This is a genomic window from Micromonospora kangleipakensis (assembly GCF_004217615.1).
Lineage (GTDB): Bacteria > Actinomycetota > Actinomycetes > Mycobacteriales > Micromonosporaceae > Micromonospora > Micromonospora kangleipakensis.
This window is the reverse complement of record NZ_SHLD01000001.1, coordinates 5,797,853-5,814,986: the sequence shown is the minus strand read 5'-3', so window position 1 is coordinate 5,814,986 and position 17,134 is coordinate 5,797,853. Positions and strand designations below refer to the sequence as shown.

General features: G+C 73.7%; 15 protein-coding genes, 1 tRNA gene and 3 pseudogenes. 7 read left to right on the top strand and 12 right to left on the bottom strand.

Going from position 1 to position 17,134, the window contains the following annotated elements:
- Positions 1-1,726 precede the first annotated feature (1,726 nt).
- Positions 1,727-2,191, bottom strand: a pseudogene (locus tag EV384_RS37540) (tetratricopeptide repeat protein); the annotation flags it as partial.
- Positions 2,192-2,435: 244 nt separating this feature from the next.
- Here EV384_RS37540 and EV384_RS27765 point away from each other — a divergent pair.
- Positions 2,436-2,519, top strand: a tRNA-Leu gene (locus tag EV384_RS27765).
- 1,002 nt (positions 2,520-3,521) lie between these two features.
- Here EV384_RS27765 and EV384_RS27755 read toward each other — a convergent pair.
- Positions 3,522-3,743, bottom strand: coding sequence for a winged helix-turn-helix domain-containing protein (locus EV384_RS27755; protein WP_242624334.1), 222 nt, complete (start codon positions 3,741-3,743; stop codon positions 3,522-3,524).
- 186 nt (positions 3,744-3,929) lie between these two features.
- Between EV384_RS27755 and EV384_RS27750 the strand changes: the two genes are divergently transcribed.
- Entirely contained in the window at positions 3,930-4,136 is a 207-nt protein-coding gene (locus EV384_RS27750; RefSeq protein WP_130337853.1) for a hypothetical protein, read from the top strand.
- A gap of 137 nt (positions 4,137-4,273) precedes the next feature.
- Here the strand turns inward: EV384_RS27750 and EV384_RS35660 are convergent, their stop codons facing one another.
- Genes EV384_RS35660 through EV384_RS27735 form a run of 4 tightly spaced genes read right to left on the bottom strand, consistent with a single transcriptional unit; the run spans position 4,274 to position 7,572 of the window.
- Complete coding sequence (locus tag EV384_RS35660; RefSeq protein WP_207232496.1) at positions 4,274-4,588, bottom strand: phospholipase D-like domain-containing protein; 315 nt, start codon at positions 4,586-4,588, stop codon at positions 4,274-4,276.
- 11 nt (positions 4,589-4,599) lie between these two features.
- Positions 4,600-4,983, bottom strand: coding sequence for a hypothetical protein (locus EV384_RS35655; protein ID WP_207232495.1), 384 nt, complete (start codon positions 4,981-4,983; stop codon positions 4,600-4,602).
- Positions 4,973-7,039 carry a DUF1998 domain-containing protein gene (gene drmB, locus EV384_RS27740; protein WP_242624333.1) on the bottom strand — a complete coding sequence of 689 codons (2,067 nt, stop codon included), beginning with the start codon at positions 7,037-7,039 and terminating at the stop codon, positions 4,973-4,975. The genes EV384_RS35655 and drmB overlap by 11 nt, the downstream gene beginning before the upstream one ends.
- Positions 7,036-7,572, bottom strand: coding sequence for a hypothetical protein (locus EV384_RS27735; RefSeq protein WP_207232494.1), 537 nt, complete (start codon positions 7,570-7,572; stop codon positions 7,036-7,038). Before EV384_RS27735 ends, drmB begins: the two co-directional genes overlap by 4 nt.
- A gap of 634 nt (positions 7,573-8,206) precedes the next feature.
- On the opposite strand from EV384_RS27735, the gene EV384_RS36930 reads away from it, so the two are divergent.
- Positions 8,207-8,335, top strand: a complete 129-nt coding sequence (locus EV384_RS36930; protein ID WP_278045650.1) for a hypothetical protein — start codon at positions 8,207-8,209, stop codon at positions 8,333-8,335.
- A 186-nt stretch (positions 8,336-8,521) separates the two neighbouring features.
- Here EV384_RS36930 and EV384_RS27730 read toward each other — a convergent pair whose 3' ends face one another.
- Positions 8,522-9,166 carry a response regulator transcription factor gene (locus tag EV384_RS27730; RefSeq protein WP_130337851.1) on the bottom strand — a complete coding sequence of 215 codons (645 nt, stop codon included), beginning with the start codon at positions 9,164-9,166 and terminating at the stop codon, positions 8,522-8,524.
- Positions 9,157-10,644: an ATP-binding protein gene (locus EV384_RS27725; protein WP_130337849.1), complete on the bottom strand. Its 1,488-nt coding sequence runs from the start codon at positions 10,642-10,644 to the stop codon at positions 9,157-9,159. Before EV384_RS27725 ends, EV384_RS27730 begins: the two co-directional genes overlap by 10 nt.
- A gap of 109 nt (positions 10,645-10,753) precedes the next feature.
- Here EV384_RS27725 and EV384_RS27720 point away from each other — a divergent pair, with 109 nt between their 5' ends.
- The 3 genes from EV384_RS27720 (at position 10,754) to EV384_RS27710 (ending at position 13,214) form a co-directional block, all read left to right on the top strand.
- On the top strand, positions 10,754-11,407 hold the full coding sequence (locus EV384_RS27720) for a hypothetical protein (protein WP_130337847.1): 654 nt from the start codon (positions 10,754-10,756) through the stop codon (positions 11,405-11,407).
- A 68-nt stretch (positions 11,408-11,475) separates the two neighbouring features.
- Positions 11,476-12,129: a hypothetical protein gene (locus EV384_RS27715; protein ID WP_130337845.1), complete on the top strand. Its 654-nt coding sequence runs from the start codon at positions 11,476-11,478 to the stop codon at positions 12,127-12,129.
- Positions 12,111-13,214 carry a TRAP transporter substrate-binding protein gene (locus EV384_RS27710; RefSeq protein ID WP_165440098.1) on the top strand — a complete coding sequence of 368 codons (1,104 nt, stop codon included), beginning with the start codon at positions 12,111-12,113 and terminating at the stop codon, positions 13,212-13,214. The genes EV384_RS27715 and EV384_RS27710 overlap by 19 nt, the downstream gene beginning before the upstream one ends.
- Here the strand turns inward: EV384_RS27710 and EV384_RS27705 are convergent.
- Positions 13,111-14,793: an ATP-binding protein gene (locus EV384_RS27705; RefSeq protein WP_130337841.1), complete on the bottom strand. Its 1,683-nt coding sequence runs from the start codon at positions 14,791-14,793 to the stop codon at positions 13,111-13,113. The genes EV384_RS27710 and EV384_RS27705 overlap by 104 nt on opposite strands.
- Positions 14,794-14,879: 86 nt before the next feature.
- Here EV384_RS27705 and EV384_RS27700 point away from each other — a divergent pair, with 86 nt between their 5' ends.
- On the top strand, positions 14,880-16,058 hold the full coding sequence (locus EV384_RS27700) for an outer membrane protein assembly factor BamB family protein (protein WP_130337839.1): 1,179 nt from the start codon (positions 14,880-14,882) through the stop codon (positions 16,056-16,058).
- Between the two features lie 185 nt (positions 16,059-16,243).
- Here the strand turns inward: EV384_RS27700 and EV384_RS37440 are convergent.
- The 3 genes and pseudogenes from EV384_RS37440 to EV384_RS37430 all read right to left on the bottom strand — a co-directional run.
- Positions 16,244-16,405: pseudogene (locus tag EV384_RS37440) on the bottom strand (transposase); the annotation flags it as partial.
- A gap of 82 nt (positions 16,406-16,487) precedes the next feature.
- A pseudogene (locus tag EV384_RS37435) lies at positions 16,488-16,727 on the bottom strand (transposase); the annotation flags it as partial.
- A complete protein-coding gene (locus EV384_RS37430) occupies positions 16,666-17,049 on the bottom strand; it encodes a transposase (RefSeq protein ID WP_423202972.1) in 384 nt (127 codons plus the stop codon). The pseudogene EV384_RS37435 and the gene EV384_RS37430, both read right to left, overlap by 62 nt.
- Positions 17,050-17,134 lie beyond the last annotated feature (85 nt).

Sequence of the window (17,134 nt, the reverse complement as noted above, 5' to 3'; positions counted from 1 at the left end):
GCCCGTTGACCGTGTAGCTGGTCTGCCCCGGGTCCACCGTGGCCATCACCCCCAGCTTCTGGCCCGCCCGGCCGCCGGTCACCATGAACGGCACGCCGCCGCCGGTCGGGTCCGTCCAGGTGATGGTGATCGTGGTGGTGTCGTCGCGCAGCCGCAGGTCACCCGGGGGCGCGCCGGTCGCCACCGGCTTCGCCCGCGTCGGCCCGGGCGCGGGCGCCGGTGCCGCGTCGCGGTTGAGCACCACCGCGCCCACGCCGATCGCGGCGGCCACGGCCACCACCACCGCGCCCGTCGCCACGGCGATCACCGTGCGGTTGCGGCCGCGCGGCTCGGCCTCCTCTACCTTGGGGTACGCGGGCGGCTGGTGGAACGGCGCCGGCACCGCGGGCCACGCCCCCTGCGCCGGGTACGCCTCCGTCCCGGGCGCCGGGTCGGCCTGCCGGGGCTCGGGGAACTCCAGCAGGTCGTCGTAGACCGGCAGCGGTGCCGGGCCGGCGGACTCGGTCGCCGGAGCGGGCCCGGGCAGCGGATGGGGCTCCGGTTCGTCGACGTCCTCCTCGGCCGGCGCGTCGAGCCCCACGTCGGCCGGCCGGTCGAGCGGCTGCGGCGGTGCGGCGCTGCTCCACGGCGGCGCGGTCAACCCCCACGGCGGTACGGGCGACGCGCTGACCGGGGCCACGGCCGGTGGCCCGCTCACCGGCGGCGGGCCCAGCGGGTGACCCGCCCCGCCCGGGTACGGGTTTGCCAGGTCGACGCCGGGTGTGCCGCTCACCGGGTACGCCGGGTGCCCCGGCGGGCCGCTGACCGGGTAGTCCGGTTGCCCCGAAGGCCCACTCACGGGGTACCCGGGTGTCGGTGGTGCGCTCAGCGGCGGCATCGGCATCGGCGGGGCGCTGACGGGTGCGGCGGCGACCGACGGGGCCGGCGGCGTGCCGGGCGGTGGAGACGGCGCGGTCGCTGCGGCCCCGTCCGCCTCCTCCCGCAGCAGCGGCGCGATTTGCTGCACCTGCACCGTCGGCTTGGTCCATCCGGGCGCCGGGGTGATCGGCGGTTGCTGGTTGGTCCCGAGGCCGGCGGCCTCCGTTGCGGCGGGCCGACTCGGCGCGGACGGCGCCGGGACGGGAGCGGCGACACCCGGCGCGGGCAGGACCGGCGCGGTCGGCATGCCGGGTGCGGGTGGGGCGGGGGCTGGTGCCGGGATGACCGGGGCTGGCGGTAGGGGAGCCGGTGGCGAGGAGGTCGGCATCGGGGACACGGACGGGGCCCAGGTGGGCGCCGCAGCGGTGCCGGTCGGTGGTGCCGACGCCGGCGTGGAGTCGGGTGCCGGGCGGGGCACCGGGGTCGGCGCAGGCGGGGCTGACGCGGGTGCCGGAATGACCGGGGGTGGCGGCAGAGGGGCGGCGGGGACGGGCGGCGCGGAGGCGGGCGCCGCGCTGGCCGGTGACGGCGCGGCGATGACCGGGGGCGGCGGCAGCGACGCCGCTGATCCGGCGGCCGGTGGCGGCGCCCACTCCGATGACGCCGGGTACGGGTGCGCCGGCGCCGAGACGGGCCGGGCCGGCTGCGGCGCCCCGGGCTGAGGCGGCCCGGGCTGCGGCGCCCACTCCGATCCGGGGACGGCCGGCGCGGGCGGGGCCGACCGCGGCGCGCCGGGGACCGGCGGGGCCAGCGGGGCCAGTGGTGCGGCTACGGCCGGCAGCGTCATCGTCGGCCCGGAGAGCGCTGCCGGATCGGGGAGCGGGCCGCCGGCGGCGGGAGCGGCGGCGGAGCCGCCGAGGTAGCTGCGGGCCGCGCGTACCGCGGGGTGGTCGGGGCCGAGCACCGCGGGCCCGGCGGTGGCGACGCGGGTGTAGTTGCGGCGGGCCTCGTGCCGGTTGCCCAGTTCCTCCGCGACCCCGGCCAGGTCGAAGCTGAGCGCCAGCATCAGCGGGTCGGCGTCCCCACGGTGGCGCTCGCCGGCCGCGTACGCCTCCTCCAGGACCCGGCGGGCCGCGGCCGGGTCGTCCGCCTCCCGGTGCAGCCGGGCCAGCAGGTGGGCGCTGCCCAGCACCTCGGGGTGGTCCTCCCCGTACGCCGGTCGGGCCGCCGCGATCGCGTCGGTGAGCAGGCGGCGGGCGCTGGCCAGGTCACCGGCGGAGCGCAGGGTGAGGGCCTGGTGCTGGGCGGCGGTCAGAGGGGAGGGGTGGGACACGTCAGCAATGCTGCCGGTAATCGGCGGTTGGACGCTACCCGCCCCGACGCATCCTGGGGCCAGGCCGCCGGTGAGACCCCCCGGTCCGACGCCGTGAGCTGCGAAAACCTCCGTTGCCGGAGCGTGGCGGGCGGCGATGTGCATGATCCATCCGAGCCGTGTACAGTAATGCCCCGTGCGGCCCACCTGGGCGGCTGACAGGTGACCAGGTCACCGCGGCCGACAGGGTAGGCTGGACGAGCAGGTCCGGGTGGCGGAATGGCAGACGCGCTAGCTTGAGGTGCTAGTGCCCGTATAGGGCGTGGGGGTTCAAGTCCCCCCTCGGACACGACCCATAACCCCACGGTGCGCGCTGAGATCAGCTTCAGCGCGCACCGTTTGTGTGTCCGGGTGGTAAGTCAGCCGAAGCCCGAGCTGCCGGTAGACCTCGGCCTTGTCGTCCGGGTCGGCGTCGCGGAGCACGGTGACGTTGGCGGTGCCTGGATGGGGCGACCCCTGTTTGGTGGTGGCCTGTTCTGCTGGGCGTCAGCGTGGACTAGCAATGCTCTGGAGAGCACTTCTTTCACACCGAAGAGGTCACTGGTTCGATCCCAGTATCGCCCACCATCAATATATACAGCTAGGAAGCCCGTCACCGGAACCCCCGGTAACGGGCTTCTCCGCTGTTGCCCCTTAAATTGGGAGCAGTTTGGGAGCAGGGGCGTTGATGGCGCCGGATCGAGGTCTCCAACCGGCCTCGTGCGAGAGGCCGGGCGGGTACCTGGCGGGCGTTCTGGTCGACGACGATCTTCACTGGCGGCAAGATCGGGAACGCGACCCCTCAAGGCGCCCCTGGCTCAGATGTGGACTCGCGCTGGATTGACAAGGAGTCGCCGCGGGGGAGGTGCGTCCAGTCACCCTCCGCGTTTGTCTGGGCAGGTAAGCGCGGCGGGCATCCTCGATTACCGGCGTCGGCGCTGGCCCTGCCGCACCTCTATGGCCACATCGGACCCGCCGATTCCGCTATCAAGTGGCGACAGTGTGTCCAGCTGAAGGCATTGAACCCGAGTGGCGTACGACCGGCCTGACCGGCCCGCGCGGCTGGCAAACCTGGCCGAGAGGGTACGGCAGGCCGCGCCAGGCCGGACCATTGGCCGCTGCTCTCAGCCGGTTCCACGATCGCGGGCAACGCGGTGGAGGCGGCCAGGTAGAGCCTGAGCGGGGCCCGCTGCGGCGCTGGCCCGGGCTGGAGGACGCGGCCGAGGCGAGAAGGGGAGTCTGCTGCGGCTGCCTGAGCCATCTGGAACAACGCCCCGGACCCCGTGAGGTCCGGGGCGTCCCGCGTCCACCGCTAGCCGTTCTCCTTCACGTAGACCCCGGCGCCGGGCAGCGATTCCGTCAGTCCCTGCATCTTCAGGATCAGAAACACGCGGTCCGCGACGAAGCTGGACACCTCGTACTGCTCGCACAACTCGGCGCGGCTCGGCAGGCGTGAGCCAGGCGGAAACTCCCCGGACTTGATCCGGTTCGTCATATCTTCGGCTACGCGCTGGTAGGTGTACTGCGGTGGCACTGGTGGTTCCCTCCGGTCGGCACCTCCTACTCAATCACCCATGGTGAGTCCTTGACTAGCAATGGCTAACCATGGCAGGTTCGTTGCCAGGTCCCTCCGGTCGGCAACCTACGGGACCTCGGATAGCGGTCCGGGCACCTGATCGGGGATCGGTGCCCGGACCTGCTCGCCCCTGGAGGTCTGACCGTGCCCATTGATGACGGACCGATCACGCCGGCCCTGGTTCTCTGGACGGCCAAGCGGGTGATCACGGCGCACTCCGAGCCGCCCAACCCGCACCGGGCTACTGGCCGCTGCATGCAGTGCCGGGACAACGGGTGCGACATGCTGAGTTGGGCGATCGGCGTGCTCAAGGCGCACCGGCGGGATCCCCCCGCCCCGCACTCCCCCTAACTTCGAAGAGCCGTCAAACCGAGGCGATACGGTTGTGGCACCCCACAGGCCTCCGCGAGTCGGGTCCGGTCACTTCGTTACCGCTCGGCCGTTTCACGTTCGTTCCTGACCCCCGTATGCACTGCCGAGCCACCCTTTCAGGTGACTTGTTCGTAGAGGATGCCGTGTTTGCTGCGCATGAGGGTTTCGATCGACGCGGCGAGGTTGGTGTCATGCACCAGCAGTCCCAGCTCGATGTTGGTGTTTTCGGCGCTGTAGGAGAAGTTCGCGCTGGTTAGCAGCGTTATCGCACGGTCGACGACGATGAACTTGGCGTGGCTGACCAGCGGATGGTGGCCCCCGGGTAGGGTCAGCGTCCGGAGTACGGTCGCCTTCGGCAGGTGGGCTGCGACGGCCGCCGGGGAGCCGGCGTGGGCGTCGAGGTACACCCTGACGCTCAGGCCGGGGCGCACTGCGGCGTTCTTCAGGGCAGTCCACTGCCTGAGTGCGGGGTGAAGTTGAAGCTTGAGCAGACGATCGACATGCGTGCGTCGTCGATGATGCGTTGAGCTTCGCTGGTGAGGCGGCCGGTCGTGGCCTCGACGCCGGGCATTGTCCAGACGGGGGTGATGGCGGTCCGGACCGATCGTGCGCCGGCGATGGCCCGTAGCACGGCGACCGTGTCGTCCCGGTGCTCCGGGCCGAGTTCGGCTGCGGCGAGCAGGCGTTTCACCTCACTGCGGCGGGCAGCGTGCACCTCTTTCAACGCTTGGCCAGTGGTGCCGCCGGCTTGTAGCACGGTGGCGAGTCGTTGTGCCTCGTAGGCGGTCAGGAAGGCGCCGAGGGCAGCGTAGGGGTCAGTAGACATCGATGGTGCCGAAGAAGCCGGGGACCCGTTCGTCATCGATGGTGGGCAGGGTGAGCATGAACCGCCGATCGAGGAACCGGTTGGCGCGTTCGCAGGAGGTCTCCGAGGCGAAGCAGCAGCAGTGGCAGGCCGCGCCGTGCAGGAAATCTTCGCCGTGCCGTGGCGTGCGTTGGCCGCAGACGGGGTCGGATGAGCAGCGGGCTGCTCTGCGCAGTGCGTCGAACAGGAGTCCGTGGAGTCGTTCCGGCTGGCTGAGCGCGACCAGGCCGCCGAGGGTTCCCTCGCTGTCGGAGGCCGTGGTGCAGATGAGCAGTCCAGCGGCAGCGGGCCGGTCGGGGGTGGCGGGCCAGGCGTAGAGGCGTTCGCTGAGGCTGGCAGCACCGTACCCGCAGGACATCGCCATCTCGCGGATGAGGATGTGCGCCAGGCTGTGGATCAGCCAGTAGCGCGGGGCGGGGAACCGGGTGTCGGGGTCGATCTGGGCGGCGGTGGCGGAGAAGCGTCGGGAGAAGTTATGCCGGTGGGCTTCGCGGTGCGCCCGCCACAGACCGCTGGGCAGGATCTGCGATTCCCAGGCGGCGACGGCGTTCTCGTCCAGTTGCAAGAAGATGCCCTCGCCGCGGTCCTCGGTGGCCGGCACCCAGGTGGGGCGGCCGTCCCGGGCGAGCTTGACGAGCCTGCTCGCGAGGTCGTTGACCCGGTCCATCTCGTCGATGCGGGTGAAGCCGATCACCGCGTTGACCTTCTTCATCCGATTCACGGCGATGACCCGGTGCACCTGCTTCGGGAGGTCGGCGGCGGTGGGCATCTCGGTGACCATCAGCCCGCTGCCGTCCTGCTGCTGCGCGAACAGGCTCGGCTTCTGTAGGTAGTCCCACTCCGGCACGAGCAGCTCGACCGGGTCCCACTGGCGTAGCTTCTCCTGGCGCTCCTCCTCTGACGGTGGCGGGGCGAGGGCCTCGGCTGCCGCTGCGGTCAGCTCCTCGTCGGTGACTCCGGCGATGTCGCACTTGTGTGCGACGAGTAGCGAACGGAGCACCTTCGGCATGGTCGCGTAGTCGGTGAGTTCCTCCGGGGTCAGGTGCGTGCGGAGTTTCGTGGCGAGCGCGGTCTGGTCCTGCTCCGGCGTACGGGGCATGACGATGATCGACTGGGTGGAGGCGAACCAGAGGTTGGACGCGCCCATCATCATCAGCGAGGTGTCCAGCCCACACTTGGGGTCGAAGGCGTTCAGGTGCGGATGCCGACCCCGGCAGGTGGGCAGCTTCCGTTTGCCGGACTCGCCCTGCGCCTCGCTGATGCTGCGTCGCTGTTGGCAGCGCTCGCAGGTGATGACCGCGCCGGCTCCCTGACCGACGTTGCTGTCGCGCAGCTTCAGGTCCGGCTGCGGGGCCGCGGGACAGGCCTTACCACGGTGAACCCACAACGCGTACGGGAACTCGTCGAGGTGACCGTTGGCGCAGGCGAGCAGATAGCGGGCGGGTACCGCCGGGCTACGCCTAGCCTTGCCCTTCGCGGGAGCCTTGACCTTCCCCTTCGCGGTCCCCGCGAACGTGCGGCCGGGACAGCTGGCGTGTTCGAAGGTGGCCAGATCGGGCCGGTACGGATGGGTGTTGGTGTAGCTGAACCGCGACAGCGGCCCGAGATAGTCGCAGCCGGTGCACCGCAGCCACTGCGGGAACACTCGCGCCGGGATGCCGAGGTCGGAGCCCTCCTGTGACATCGCGCGGGCCTTCGGCTGCCACGGGAACGGCCGCAGATGCTGCACGCGCGACCCGAGGTGAAGCTGGACCACCTTGAGTAGCCGTGGTTCCTCGATCGTCGGCACGGTGGGCCGCCGCCGCCAGATCGGCTCCCAATCGTCGAGGCCGGCCGGCATGATCGAGAACTGCGGCAGGTCCATGATCGAGCCGACACCGTAGGTGTAGAGCAGCGACGACGGGCGAGCTGAACCGACCTTCGCCCGGTTCTTGACGTTCGCCTGCTCACTGTCGGCCAGCGGGTCCAACGGCTGCGCAGATTCGAAAATCATCTGCGTCGGGTCGTTGTCCGTCACGCGTCCTCTCCTTCGGGCAGCTCCCAGGACGGCGCGTCGTCGGGCTCGACGACGAACAGCCGCTCGGGTAGCGGGCTGACCAGCAGGTTGATCTCCGGCTGAACCTCCCGCATTGAGTGCGCGACGACGAACGGCGCGCGGTCCGGCTGCCCCTGGTGGGCTTTCGCGTTCTCCGGGCTGATCAGCAGCGGCAGGTAGCTGTCGTTGTCACCGGTGCGCTCGTACACCAGGGTCTTGCTCAGCTTCCCGGCGTACCTGCCCCGAGCGTTCCACTGGTCCAGCCGGTTGATCAGCCGTTGGTGCGCCTGCGCCATCAGATCGTCCAGCTGGGCAGCCGTCCGGATTCGGGCGTGGAGCCGATCGACCAGGGCGGCGAGGGCGTCCTGCTCGTCCCGGACCCGCCACGCGGCCCGTTCCGGAGACAGCCCGTCGGTGCGGTGCGCTTGCAGCACCCGGGCCGCGCTGACCAGCACCCCGTCGATTCCCCGGTCCAGAGCCGTCGGCGAGGACGGGGTGACCGACAGCGCCTCCACCTGCGCGTAGAACGTCTCGTGGTAGTGCCGGAACTGCTCTTATGGCACCTCAGCCGGGCCAGCCAGTTACTGAACCGGCAGCCCGCATGTCCCGTCCGGACGAAGTTGGCACCGTCCAAGCCGAAGTGTTGAGTGACATAGATACGTCGCCGGGAAGTGACACTGAAAGTCAGCAGATCTGACATCGGAACGTCAGCCGTGTGACATGACACGTCAGCCGTCTTCAGTCCGGCCGCGGCGGACCGTTCGGGGGAACATGCGCACGCCCCGAACTGCTTCCACCTCGCCGCCGACGCGTGCATCATGATGGACACGAGCCTGACGCGAACCGGTAGGTGTCGCACTGATGCGCCACCCATCCCTGCCGGTACTCCCGACATCGGTCTCCCACCGTCCCCACCACGCGCGCACCGACACGGGGTCGACGCCGACCGGGACGCAGTGAGCGTTGTCCTGCAGCCGACCGCTTGACCTCGAGCGTGGCGAGGACGCGCCAGGTGGCCCGAAACCGTCGGGCGCCTACCAGGGCGCGCAGCAGACGGAACCGGACGATGTCACTCGACAACCACCAGGTCCAGCCTCTCCGCTCGGGCCATCCCTTGCTTCTCCCCTGCGCCGTCCCGACCGCCGGGGCGTGGGCCTGCGCCGCCGCAGCATCGGACTGGGCCTGCTGCAGCTCGCCGCGCCACGGGAGGGATCGGCCCGGCTGCAGGGCGTCATCGAGCGGCGCACTTCCAAGATCGGAAAGGATGGCCGGTCGTGAGCGTCACGTCGTCCGTCATGGTTTAAGACCCAGTCAGCGCCGACGAGGTGTTCGACGCCGCCCGAGCAGCCGCCGATGTCCCGGACTCCGGACCATGGGATTCGATCCCGGTCGGCCCGGTGCACTTGCTGCAGACTCGGGAGTTGCAGGGCGCCACACACGAGCGGCGATACCAGGTTGCGGCCGCTACGACCGCAGCACCCTGATGGCGGCCAGCACGCGCCGGTTGACGTCCGGGTCCGGGGGCAGGCCGAGCTTGGCGAAGATCTGCGCGCACACGGACTCGACCGTCCGCTCGCGGATCCGCAGGCGCATCGCGATCGCGGCGTTGGAGCAGCCCTCGGCCATCAGCGCGAGCACCTCGCGCTCGCGGGCGGTGAGGCCGGCGGCGACCGAAGGCGGGCGGGCGGCGTCGAGCAGGCGCTGGACGATGGCGGGGTCGACCACGCAGCCGCCCGCGGCGACCCGCTGCACCGCGTCGGCGAGGACGGCAACGTCGGAGACCCGCTCCTTGAGCAGGTAGCCCAGGCCCGCAGGCTGGTCCGCCAGGAGCCGGGAGGCGTACCGCGGTGCGACGTACTGGCTGAGCACCAGCACCGCGGTCGCCGGGTGGCGGGCGCGGATCTCGCGGGCCGCGACGAGGCCCTCGTCGCGGTGGGTGGGTGGCATCCGGATGTCGACGACGGCGACGTCGGGGCCGGTGAGGGCGACCAGGCGCAGCAGCTCCGCGGCGTCGGCCGCCTCGCCACAGACCTGCATTCCCGCCTCGGCGAGCAGCCGCGCCAGCCCCGCGCGGACGATCATCACGTCGTCGGCCACGACTACGCGCACGGCAGGCTCACCACCACGGTCGTGCCGCCGCCGGGCGGGCTGTGCAGCCGCAGCTCGCCGCCCAGCGCACCGGCGCGGTCGGCGACCGCGGTGAGGCCGTCGCCGACCCGCGCACCGCCCGGGCCGTCGTCGGTGACGCGGACCGTGAGCCGGTCGCCGTCGTCCTCGACGCTCACCCTTGCCCCTCCGCCCGGTGCGTGCCGGGCGGCGTTGTCCAGCGCCTCGCCGACGGCGGCGAGCGCGGCCCGCTGCGCCGGCCAGCCGAGCGGCGCGCTGGACAGCGCGACGGCGAGGTCGGCCCGTGCCGTGCCCGGCGCACGGGCGACCAGGTCCTCGACGGCCGCCTCGAGCCCTTCGGCGGCGAGGACCGCCGCCAGCGACTCCGACGACTGCGCGCGCAGTGCCGCGAGCGCCTGCCGCACATGCTCCTCCGCCTCGACGAGAGCCGCGTCGAAAGCCGCGTCGCCGGAAAGTGCGCGGGCCGAGCGCAGCTGCATGGTGACGGCGACCAGCCGCTGCTGGGCGCCGTCGTGCAGGTCGCGCTCGATGCGCCGGCGCTCGGCGTCGGCGGCCTCGACGATGCGCCGCTGCGACGCCTGGACCTCGGCCAGCTGGTAGTTCACGGCCGCGCGCAATCGGGCGTTCTGCAGCGCCAGGCGGGCAGCGGGGGTGACCGCGGCGAGCGCGACGGCCGGCTCCACCCGCAGTCCGAGCACCAGCCGCACCGCGGGCGCGCCGCGATCGAGCAGCAGCGCGGCGGCTCTGCCGTCGTCCGGCACGGGCCGCCCGGCGCCGTCGAGCCAGACCGAGTCCGCGGTGTGGCCGGTGCCGTGCACGTCTCGCTGCCCGTCGGCCCCGGCGGGCAGCGCGAAGTGTACGGCGACGACGGGGTCACCCGGGTCGCCGCTCAGCTGGGACACGGCCCGCTGGACCCGCCGGCGCACGCGCCGCACGCGCAGCGCCTCCGCCCAGACCTCCGCCGGGGCGAGGAGGGCCGCACCGGTCATGAGCGCGCCCGCCGCGCCGGGCCGCCCGGCCAGCGGGGCGCCGACGGCCGCGACGGTCAGTGCCGCGGTGCCCGCACCCGCGAGCCGCACCGGCAACGGCCGCCGGGCCCCGACCGCCGCGACGGCGGCCGCGAGCGCCGTCGCCGTCACGAGGAGTGCCGTCTGCCGCGGTCCGACCACAGTGGAGAGCGGGACCGGCGCCGCGAGGCAGGAGCGGTCGCAGGCTGGGTCGAAGAACGGGTCGTAGGCGAGCACGTGCAGGACCAGGGCCACCCCGGCGAGCCCGCACGCGAGCCACCGCCGGCGACCGACGGGGTTCAGCAGCACCGCGACGCCTGCCAGCGCGAGTGGCGCCGCTGCCAGGAGCGCCGCCCGCGGGTACGGGCCCGGCGCCGGCCACGTGGCGAGTGCCGGCAGCAGCCAGCCGAGACCGATCAGCCCACTGCCGACCGAGGCGTCCCGGTCGATCATAGGAAGTAGCGTACGGCGGCGGGCGGCGGCACCCAACCGGGCTACCACGGTGGTGTGCGCGGGGCGCGGTTCGTAACGTCCGCTGCATAGAAAGACGTTCTGCGTGTCGATGACAGGACATGGCAAGGCCGCGCGGCTGGCGCTGCTGACGGCCGTACTCCTCGCCGGATGCTCAAGCGGCACCGGCAGCGCCTCCGAAACGGCGACGGCGAGCGCGACGGGCGCGCCCACGGGCGCCGCGCCGCCGTCCAGCGCCGCACCCGCCTCGCCCGCGGCCGCTCCCGCCACCACGGGTGCGCAGGTGCCGGCCGAGCGCTCCGCCCTGCCCGACGGCGTCTACCGCACGCAGCTGACGATCGACCACGCGAAGCAGCTCGGCCTCGACGACCCCGGCAACGCCGGGACGTGGACGCTCACGGTCAAGGCCGGCACCTTCAAGCTCGAGTGCGTGCCGACCAGCACGCCCGGCGTCGAGTGCGGCACGCACGACCCGCGGCTGCCCGCGGTGGTCGAGGTCGGCACGCTGCACGGCACCGGCAACACGGTCTGGTTCGTGCACGACCAGGAGCTGCTGGTGAAGCTCAGCGGCTGCGTCCGGCACTCGCCGAAGGTCGACGGCTGCGGACCCGAGGACGCGTACCATCTCGACTGGAAACGCGCCGGCAACGGCCTGCAGTTCAACAACTACGTCGGCCTCGGCGACCAGGCGGGCCTCCCGGAGCTGAGCGCATGGACGGTGCAGCCTTGGACGCGTATCGCGTGACGGGCCGGGCGCGGCCACCGAGCTACCACGGTGGTGTACGCGGGGCCGCGGTTCGTAACGTCCGTCGCATGACAGCACATCGCAGGGCAGCGCAGCTGGCGCTGCTGACGGCCGTACTCCTCGCCGGATGCTCAAGCGGCACCGGCAGCGCCTCCGAAACGGCGACGGCGAGCGCGACGGGCGCGCCCACGGGCGCCGCGCCGCCGTCCAGCGCCGCACCCGCCTCGCCCGCGGCCGCTCCGGCCACCACGGGTGCGCAGGTGCCGGCCGAGCGCTCCGCCCTGCCCGACGGTGTCTACCGCACGCAGCTGACGATCGACCACGCGAAGCAGCTCGGCCTCGACGACCCCGGCAACGCCGGGACGTGGACGCTCACGGTCAAGGCCGGCACCTTCAAGCTCGAGTGCGTGCCGACCAGCACGCCCGGCGTCGAGTGCGGCAACAAGGACCCGCGGCTGCCCGCCGTGGTCGAGGTCGGCACGCTGCGCGGCACAGGCAACACGGTCTGGTTCGTGCACGACCAGGAGCTGCTCGTGAAGCTCAGCGGCTGCGTCCCGGACTCGCAGAAGAGTGAGGGCTGCGGAACCCAGGACCCGTACCATTTCGACTGGAAACGCGCCGGCAACGGCCTGCAGTTCAACAACTACGTCGGCTTCGGCGGCGCGGCGGGATTCCCGGAGCTGAGCACATGGACGGTGCAGCCTTGGACGCGTATCGCGTGACGGCCCGGGCGTTCGCCTGGGCCGCCCTCACGGCCGCGGTCGCCGCCGGTCAGGGCTGCGACGCCGCCGGTGTCGCGGACAAGACCGGGAGCTCCGTGACGGTGCTGCGGTTCGCGACCATCGACACGCTCAACCCCAACGGCGAGCTGGTCGCGCCGGGCGTGTTCGTCGACGCCGTGGCGCGCCTGTCGGGCGGGCGGCTGCGCATCGACGTCGACAACCACTACGGCGACGGGGCGGCGGCGGCCGAGACGGACATGGTCACCGCCATGGCCGGCGGCAGGCTCGACGGCGGCTTCCCCGCGACGCGCGCCTTCGGCGCGGCCGGCCTGCACGGCCTGGATCCGGTCGGCGCTCCGTTCGTGCTCACGAGCTACGCCGCGCAACGGGCGCTCGCCTCCGGCCCCGGCACCGCGGTGCTGCTGGCGACCCTCGACGGCTCCGGCGTGGTGGGGCTGGGTCTCGCCGTCGGCCCGCTGCGCCGGCCGTGGTCGCTGTCGGCCCCGCTCACCGACGCGGGCAACTGGCGGGGCGTCCCGTTCCGGACGTTCCACGACACGGTGCAGGCCGACGCCGTCAGGGCTCTCGGCGGCGTGCCGGTCGACGCCAGCTACGGCTTTCCGGACCTGGTGCGCCAGGGCACCCTGCAGGCGGTCGAGACGGACGTCGCCCAGTACGCGCGCAACGGCTACGGCCCGCTGCTCCCCGTGCTCGCCGGCAATGTCGTGCTCTGGCCCAGGATGCCGGTGATCGCCATGAGCCGGCAGCGGTACCGCGCGCTGACCGCGCGGCAGCGCGACTGGCTGCGGTCGGCGGCGCAGGAAGCGGTGCGAGCCTCCGTCGACCACGCCTACGACGACTCGGCGATCGCGCTGCGGCTGTGCCGGCTCGGGGTACGCGTCGCCGAGGCGTCGCCGGAGCAGCTCGCCGAGCTGCGCCGGGCGGTGCAGCCCGTCGTCGATGCGCTCGCCGCCGGCCCGCTCACCGCGCCGTCGCTGGCGGAGGTGCGCCGGACGGCGTCGGCGGAGCCGGAGCCGGAGCCGGAGCCGTTGACGGTCCCGCCGGGCTGCCGTCTGCCGGGCTGACCGCGACGGTCGCCGTCACCACCGTGCCCCCGCCGGCCGGGCTCACCACGCTCAGCCGGCCGCCGTGCGCCGCCAGCCGGTCGGCCAGGCCCTGCAACCCGGAGCCGTGCGGGTCGGCGCCGCCGCGGCCGTCGTCGCCGACCTCGAGTACCAGCCGCCCGTCCGCGCGGCGCAGGCGGATCCAGGCGCGGCTCGCGCCGGCGTGCTTGGCGACGTTCGTGAGCGCCTCCGAGCACACGTAGAACAGCGCGGTCTCGGCGGTCGCGCCGGCCGCGAAGACCGGGTCGACGTCGACGGACACCGGCACCGGCGCGGCCGCCGCGAGCGCACCGACGGCGTCGCGCAGCCGCCCGGCCCCGAGCGCCGAGGGCGGCGCCCCGCCGACGATGCGGCGCACGTCGCTCGCCGCCGTGGCGATGAAGGCGACGGCGCCGTCGATGAGTGCTCGCACCTGCGCGCCCTCGCCGCCCGCGGCTCGGCCCTCCAGTGCGGCGGCGGCGCGGTCCAGGTCTGCGATGACATCGGTGCGCAGCGCGGCGGCGGCGCGGTCGCGTTCCCGGTCGGCCGCGGCCAGCAGCCGCCGCCGCGATGCCCGCAGCTCTTCGACCCTGCGCTCGTGCGCCTCGCGCAGCCGCTGGTTGGCGACCGTGAGCCCGACCGCGGTCCGCACCGCCGCCGCAGTGCCCGGGTCGGCCAGCGCCGACGCCGTGGACACGACCCGGGCGGCGGGGGCGCCGTCCAGCGGTACATCCAGCGCCTCCATTGCCGCCGAGGGCCGCTCGGCGCCGGTCAGCGGGTCGGCATAACACCGTGCCGCCGGGTCCCACACGTCGATGCGCAGGTCCGGGTCGCCCAGCAGTTCGGCGAGCACGATCCGCAGGCCGGGGACGCCGGTACCCGCGTCAGCCTGGGCCCCCAAGTGCTCCGTGGCGTGCACCGCCGCGTCGGCCAGCCGCTCCGGCGCCCTGGTCGCCGCGACGAACCCGGCGGCGACCGCCAGCAGCGCCGCCTCGTACGCGACCAGCGGCGGCACCGGCGAACGCTGCGGCGCCTGTCCGCCCCACCAGGCGAACAGCAGCACGGCCGCGAGCAGCGCGCCGGCCGCGGCCGGGAACGCCGCGCGCACCGGCCGCGGGCGGGCCCACGCGACGACCGCCACGGTGGCGAAGAGCGCGGCGACGCCGGCCTGCGGCACGAGCTGCAGGGCCGTGGCGGCGGCCGCCGCAACGAGCGGGAGCCTTGCCGCGCCACGGATCCGGCCCACCGGGAAGGCCAGCAACGCGCAGGCCAGCAGGCCCTGGTGCAGCGAACGCGCCTCGGCGAGGACCGACCCGGCCAGCCACGCGGCGCCGGTGCCGACCACGAGTAGCCGCTGGGCGGCGCTGCCGGCCGCGGCGAGCGCGGCCAACGCGAACGCCAGCCCGACGGCGACGTCCAGGCCGGCCGACAGCACCGCCGGAAGGTCCGCCGGCACGGAGGACGCGGCGGCCAGATCGGCGCGGACGGCCGCGACCGACAGCACGGCGACCGCGACGGCGACGGCCGCCGCCGCGCAGCCGGTGAGCCTCGCCGCCCGCACAGCACTATGATGCGCCCGCGGCCGCGGCCCGGCGGCACCGTGGCAGCACGGTACCGGGCACGGGCGCGCCGCCGCAGAGTCGGCGCATGACGATGCGCCGAACCGCCGCCGCAACCGCCCCGCTGCTGGCCGCCGCGTTGTTGGTGGCCGCGTGCACCGCTGCGCCGCCGCCAGGCGAGCGTCGATCCGCGCCGGCGGACGTCCCGGACTACCGGGGCGACCTGCGCCGGACCGGCCGGATGCCCGGGCCGGCGCCGCAGCCGCCGGTGCGGGTGCAGTGGCGGTACGCCGGGCCTGCCCCGGTCACCCTCCCGCCCGCGGTGGTGGCCGGCGCCGTGCTGGTGCCCGGCGACCGTTCCCTCGTCGCGCTGGACCTGGCCACCGGCGCCGCCGAGTGGTCGGTCGCGCTGGGCGCGCCGCTCTCCGGCCCGGTCGCGGTCGCGGGCGGAATAGCGTACGCCACCACGTCCGACGGCGTCACCCACGCCGTCGACCTGGGCGACCGCCGGGAGCGCTGGCGCTTCGCTGGTACGACCGACGGCGGGCAGGTGGGCGTCGTCGACGGCACGGTCTACCTCGGCACCCGCGCGCACGACCTCGTCGCGGTGGACGCTGCGGACGGCCGGAAGCGGTGGTCCGTCGCGATCGGGCACAACGCCTCCCGCGTCACGGTGGACGGCGCCCGGGCGTACGTCGGCGGCGAGGGCAGCGGCGTCCTGACCGCGGTCGACCTGGGCCTGCGGCGCGTGGCGTGGTCGTTCGACACCGGCGCCGACCGGCTCGTGACCCCGGTGGCCGAGGGGGACACCGTGTACGTGGCCGGCGTCGCCGCCGCGGCCCTCGCCGGGCGCGGCACCACGCTGTTCGCGCTGGACGCCGCGTCCGGCGCTGGCCGGTGGTCGTTCGCGCCGCCGGGCGACCCGCCGATGTCGTCGTTCGCCGTCGGCGACCGCGCGGTGTTCGCAGGCACCGACGAGACGCCGGGCACCCTGTTCGCCGTCGACCGCACCACGGGCGCGGTGACGTGGCAGCGGCCGGTTCCGGGCCCGGTCGACCGGCCCGCCCTCGTCGGCGGCGGGCTGTTCCTCGCCTCCGGCGGCGGCGGCCTGCTGGCGCTGGACGCGGCCACAGGCGCTCAACTCTGGTCGGCGCCGGTGGACGGCTACGCCGAGGGCGTGACCCTCACCGGTGGCCTGGCATTGGTGTCCGCCCGCACCGCGTCCGACGCGGCGGGCACCGTGACCGCGTTCGCCGGCGCGCAATGAGCGCGATCCGGCGCGCAATGCGCCGCCGCGCAGGTGACCGTCGACCTGAGGGCGGCGGTCGGTACCTCGGCGACGAGGAAACAAGGCGACCCGGACGGGTTCGCGCTGGTCATGTTCACCACCACCGGGACCGACCTGGAGGCCGTCCGGGCCCATTAGAGCCTGGTATAAGGGTTTCAGGTGTGTTAGTGGCGGGCGAGGCGACGGGTCATGACGATGATCATTGCCCATTGGACCATCGCGGCGTGGTGGTCGGGTAGCCGTTCGTAGTCTCGGACGGTGCGTCGGCACCGGTTGATCCAGGAGAACGTGCGCTCGACCGCCCACCTGCGGTGCAGGGGACGACGAACGTGGTCTGCCCGGCGAGCTTCGCGACGATCTGCACGTCAGGGTGAGGTGGGCGGCGGCCCAGCCGACGAGCCGGCCGGCGTAGCCGCTGTCGGCCCAGGTCAGGCCGATGGTGGGGAAGCAGGCGCGTAGCGCCCACAGCAGCGGCCGGGCGGCGTCGCGGTCCTGGACGTTTGCGCCGGTGACCAGGATCGCGAGCAGTAGTCCGCAGGTGTCGACGGCGATGTGGCGTTTGCGGCCGTTGACCTTCTTCCCCGCGTCATAGCCACGCCCGGGCCGGCCGACGGTCTCCGCGCCCAGCACCGACTGGGAGTCGACCAGCGCGGCCGTCGGCTGCCGGTTTCCGGCCCTCGACCTGTTCGCGGACCTGTTCCCGCAGGCTGTTGTGCATGCGGTTCAGGGTCCCGTCGCGGGTCCAGGTCGTGAAGTAGTGGTAGACGAGCTCGTGGTGCGGGAAGTCGGCAGGCAGCGCGTCCCACTGGCGGCCGGTCCGGTCTAGGTAGCGGATCGCGTCCACGACGTCCCGCCGGGGGTAGGTGATCGGCCGGCCGCGTCCGGTCCCGGCCGGCACGTGCGGAGCCAGGACCTGCCATTCGGCATCCGAGGTGTCGGACGGATAGTGCCGTGGCCGGGCGGTGGGCAGGTGGTCGTCAACGGTAGCCGGGGTGGCGGATGCGGCGACGCCGGCGACAAGGTATACAGACAGGGTTGGGCCTTCGGGCGTGCTG

Bases quoted from the DNA above. Each gene is read 5' to 3' on its own strand.
- EV384_RS27720 (WP_130337847.1), top strand. From the start codon at position 10,754: ATGACAGGACATGGCAAGGCCGCGCGGCTGGCGCTGCTGACGGCCGTA.
- EV384_RS27700 (WP_130337839.1), top strand. From the start codon at position 14,880: ATGACGATGCGCCGAACCGCCGCCGCAACCGCCCCGCTGCTGGCCGCC.
- EV384_RS27725 (WP_130337849.1), bottom strand. From the start codon at position 10,644: ATGATCGACCGGGACGCCTCGGTCGGCAGTGGGCTGATCGGTCTCGGC.
- EV384_RS35655 (WP_207232495.1), bottom strand. From the start codon at position 4,983: ATGTCTACTGACCCCTACGCTGCCCTCGGCGCCTTCCTGACCGCCTAC.
- EV384_RS27715 (WP_130337845.1), top strand. From the start codon at position 11,476: ATGACAGCACATCGCAGGGCAGCGCAGCTGGCGCTGCTGACGGCCGTA.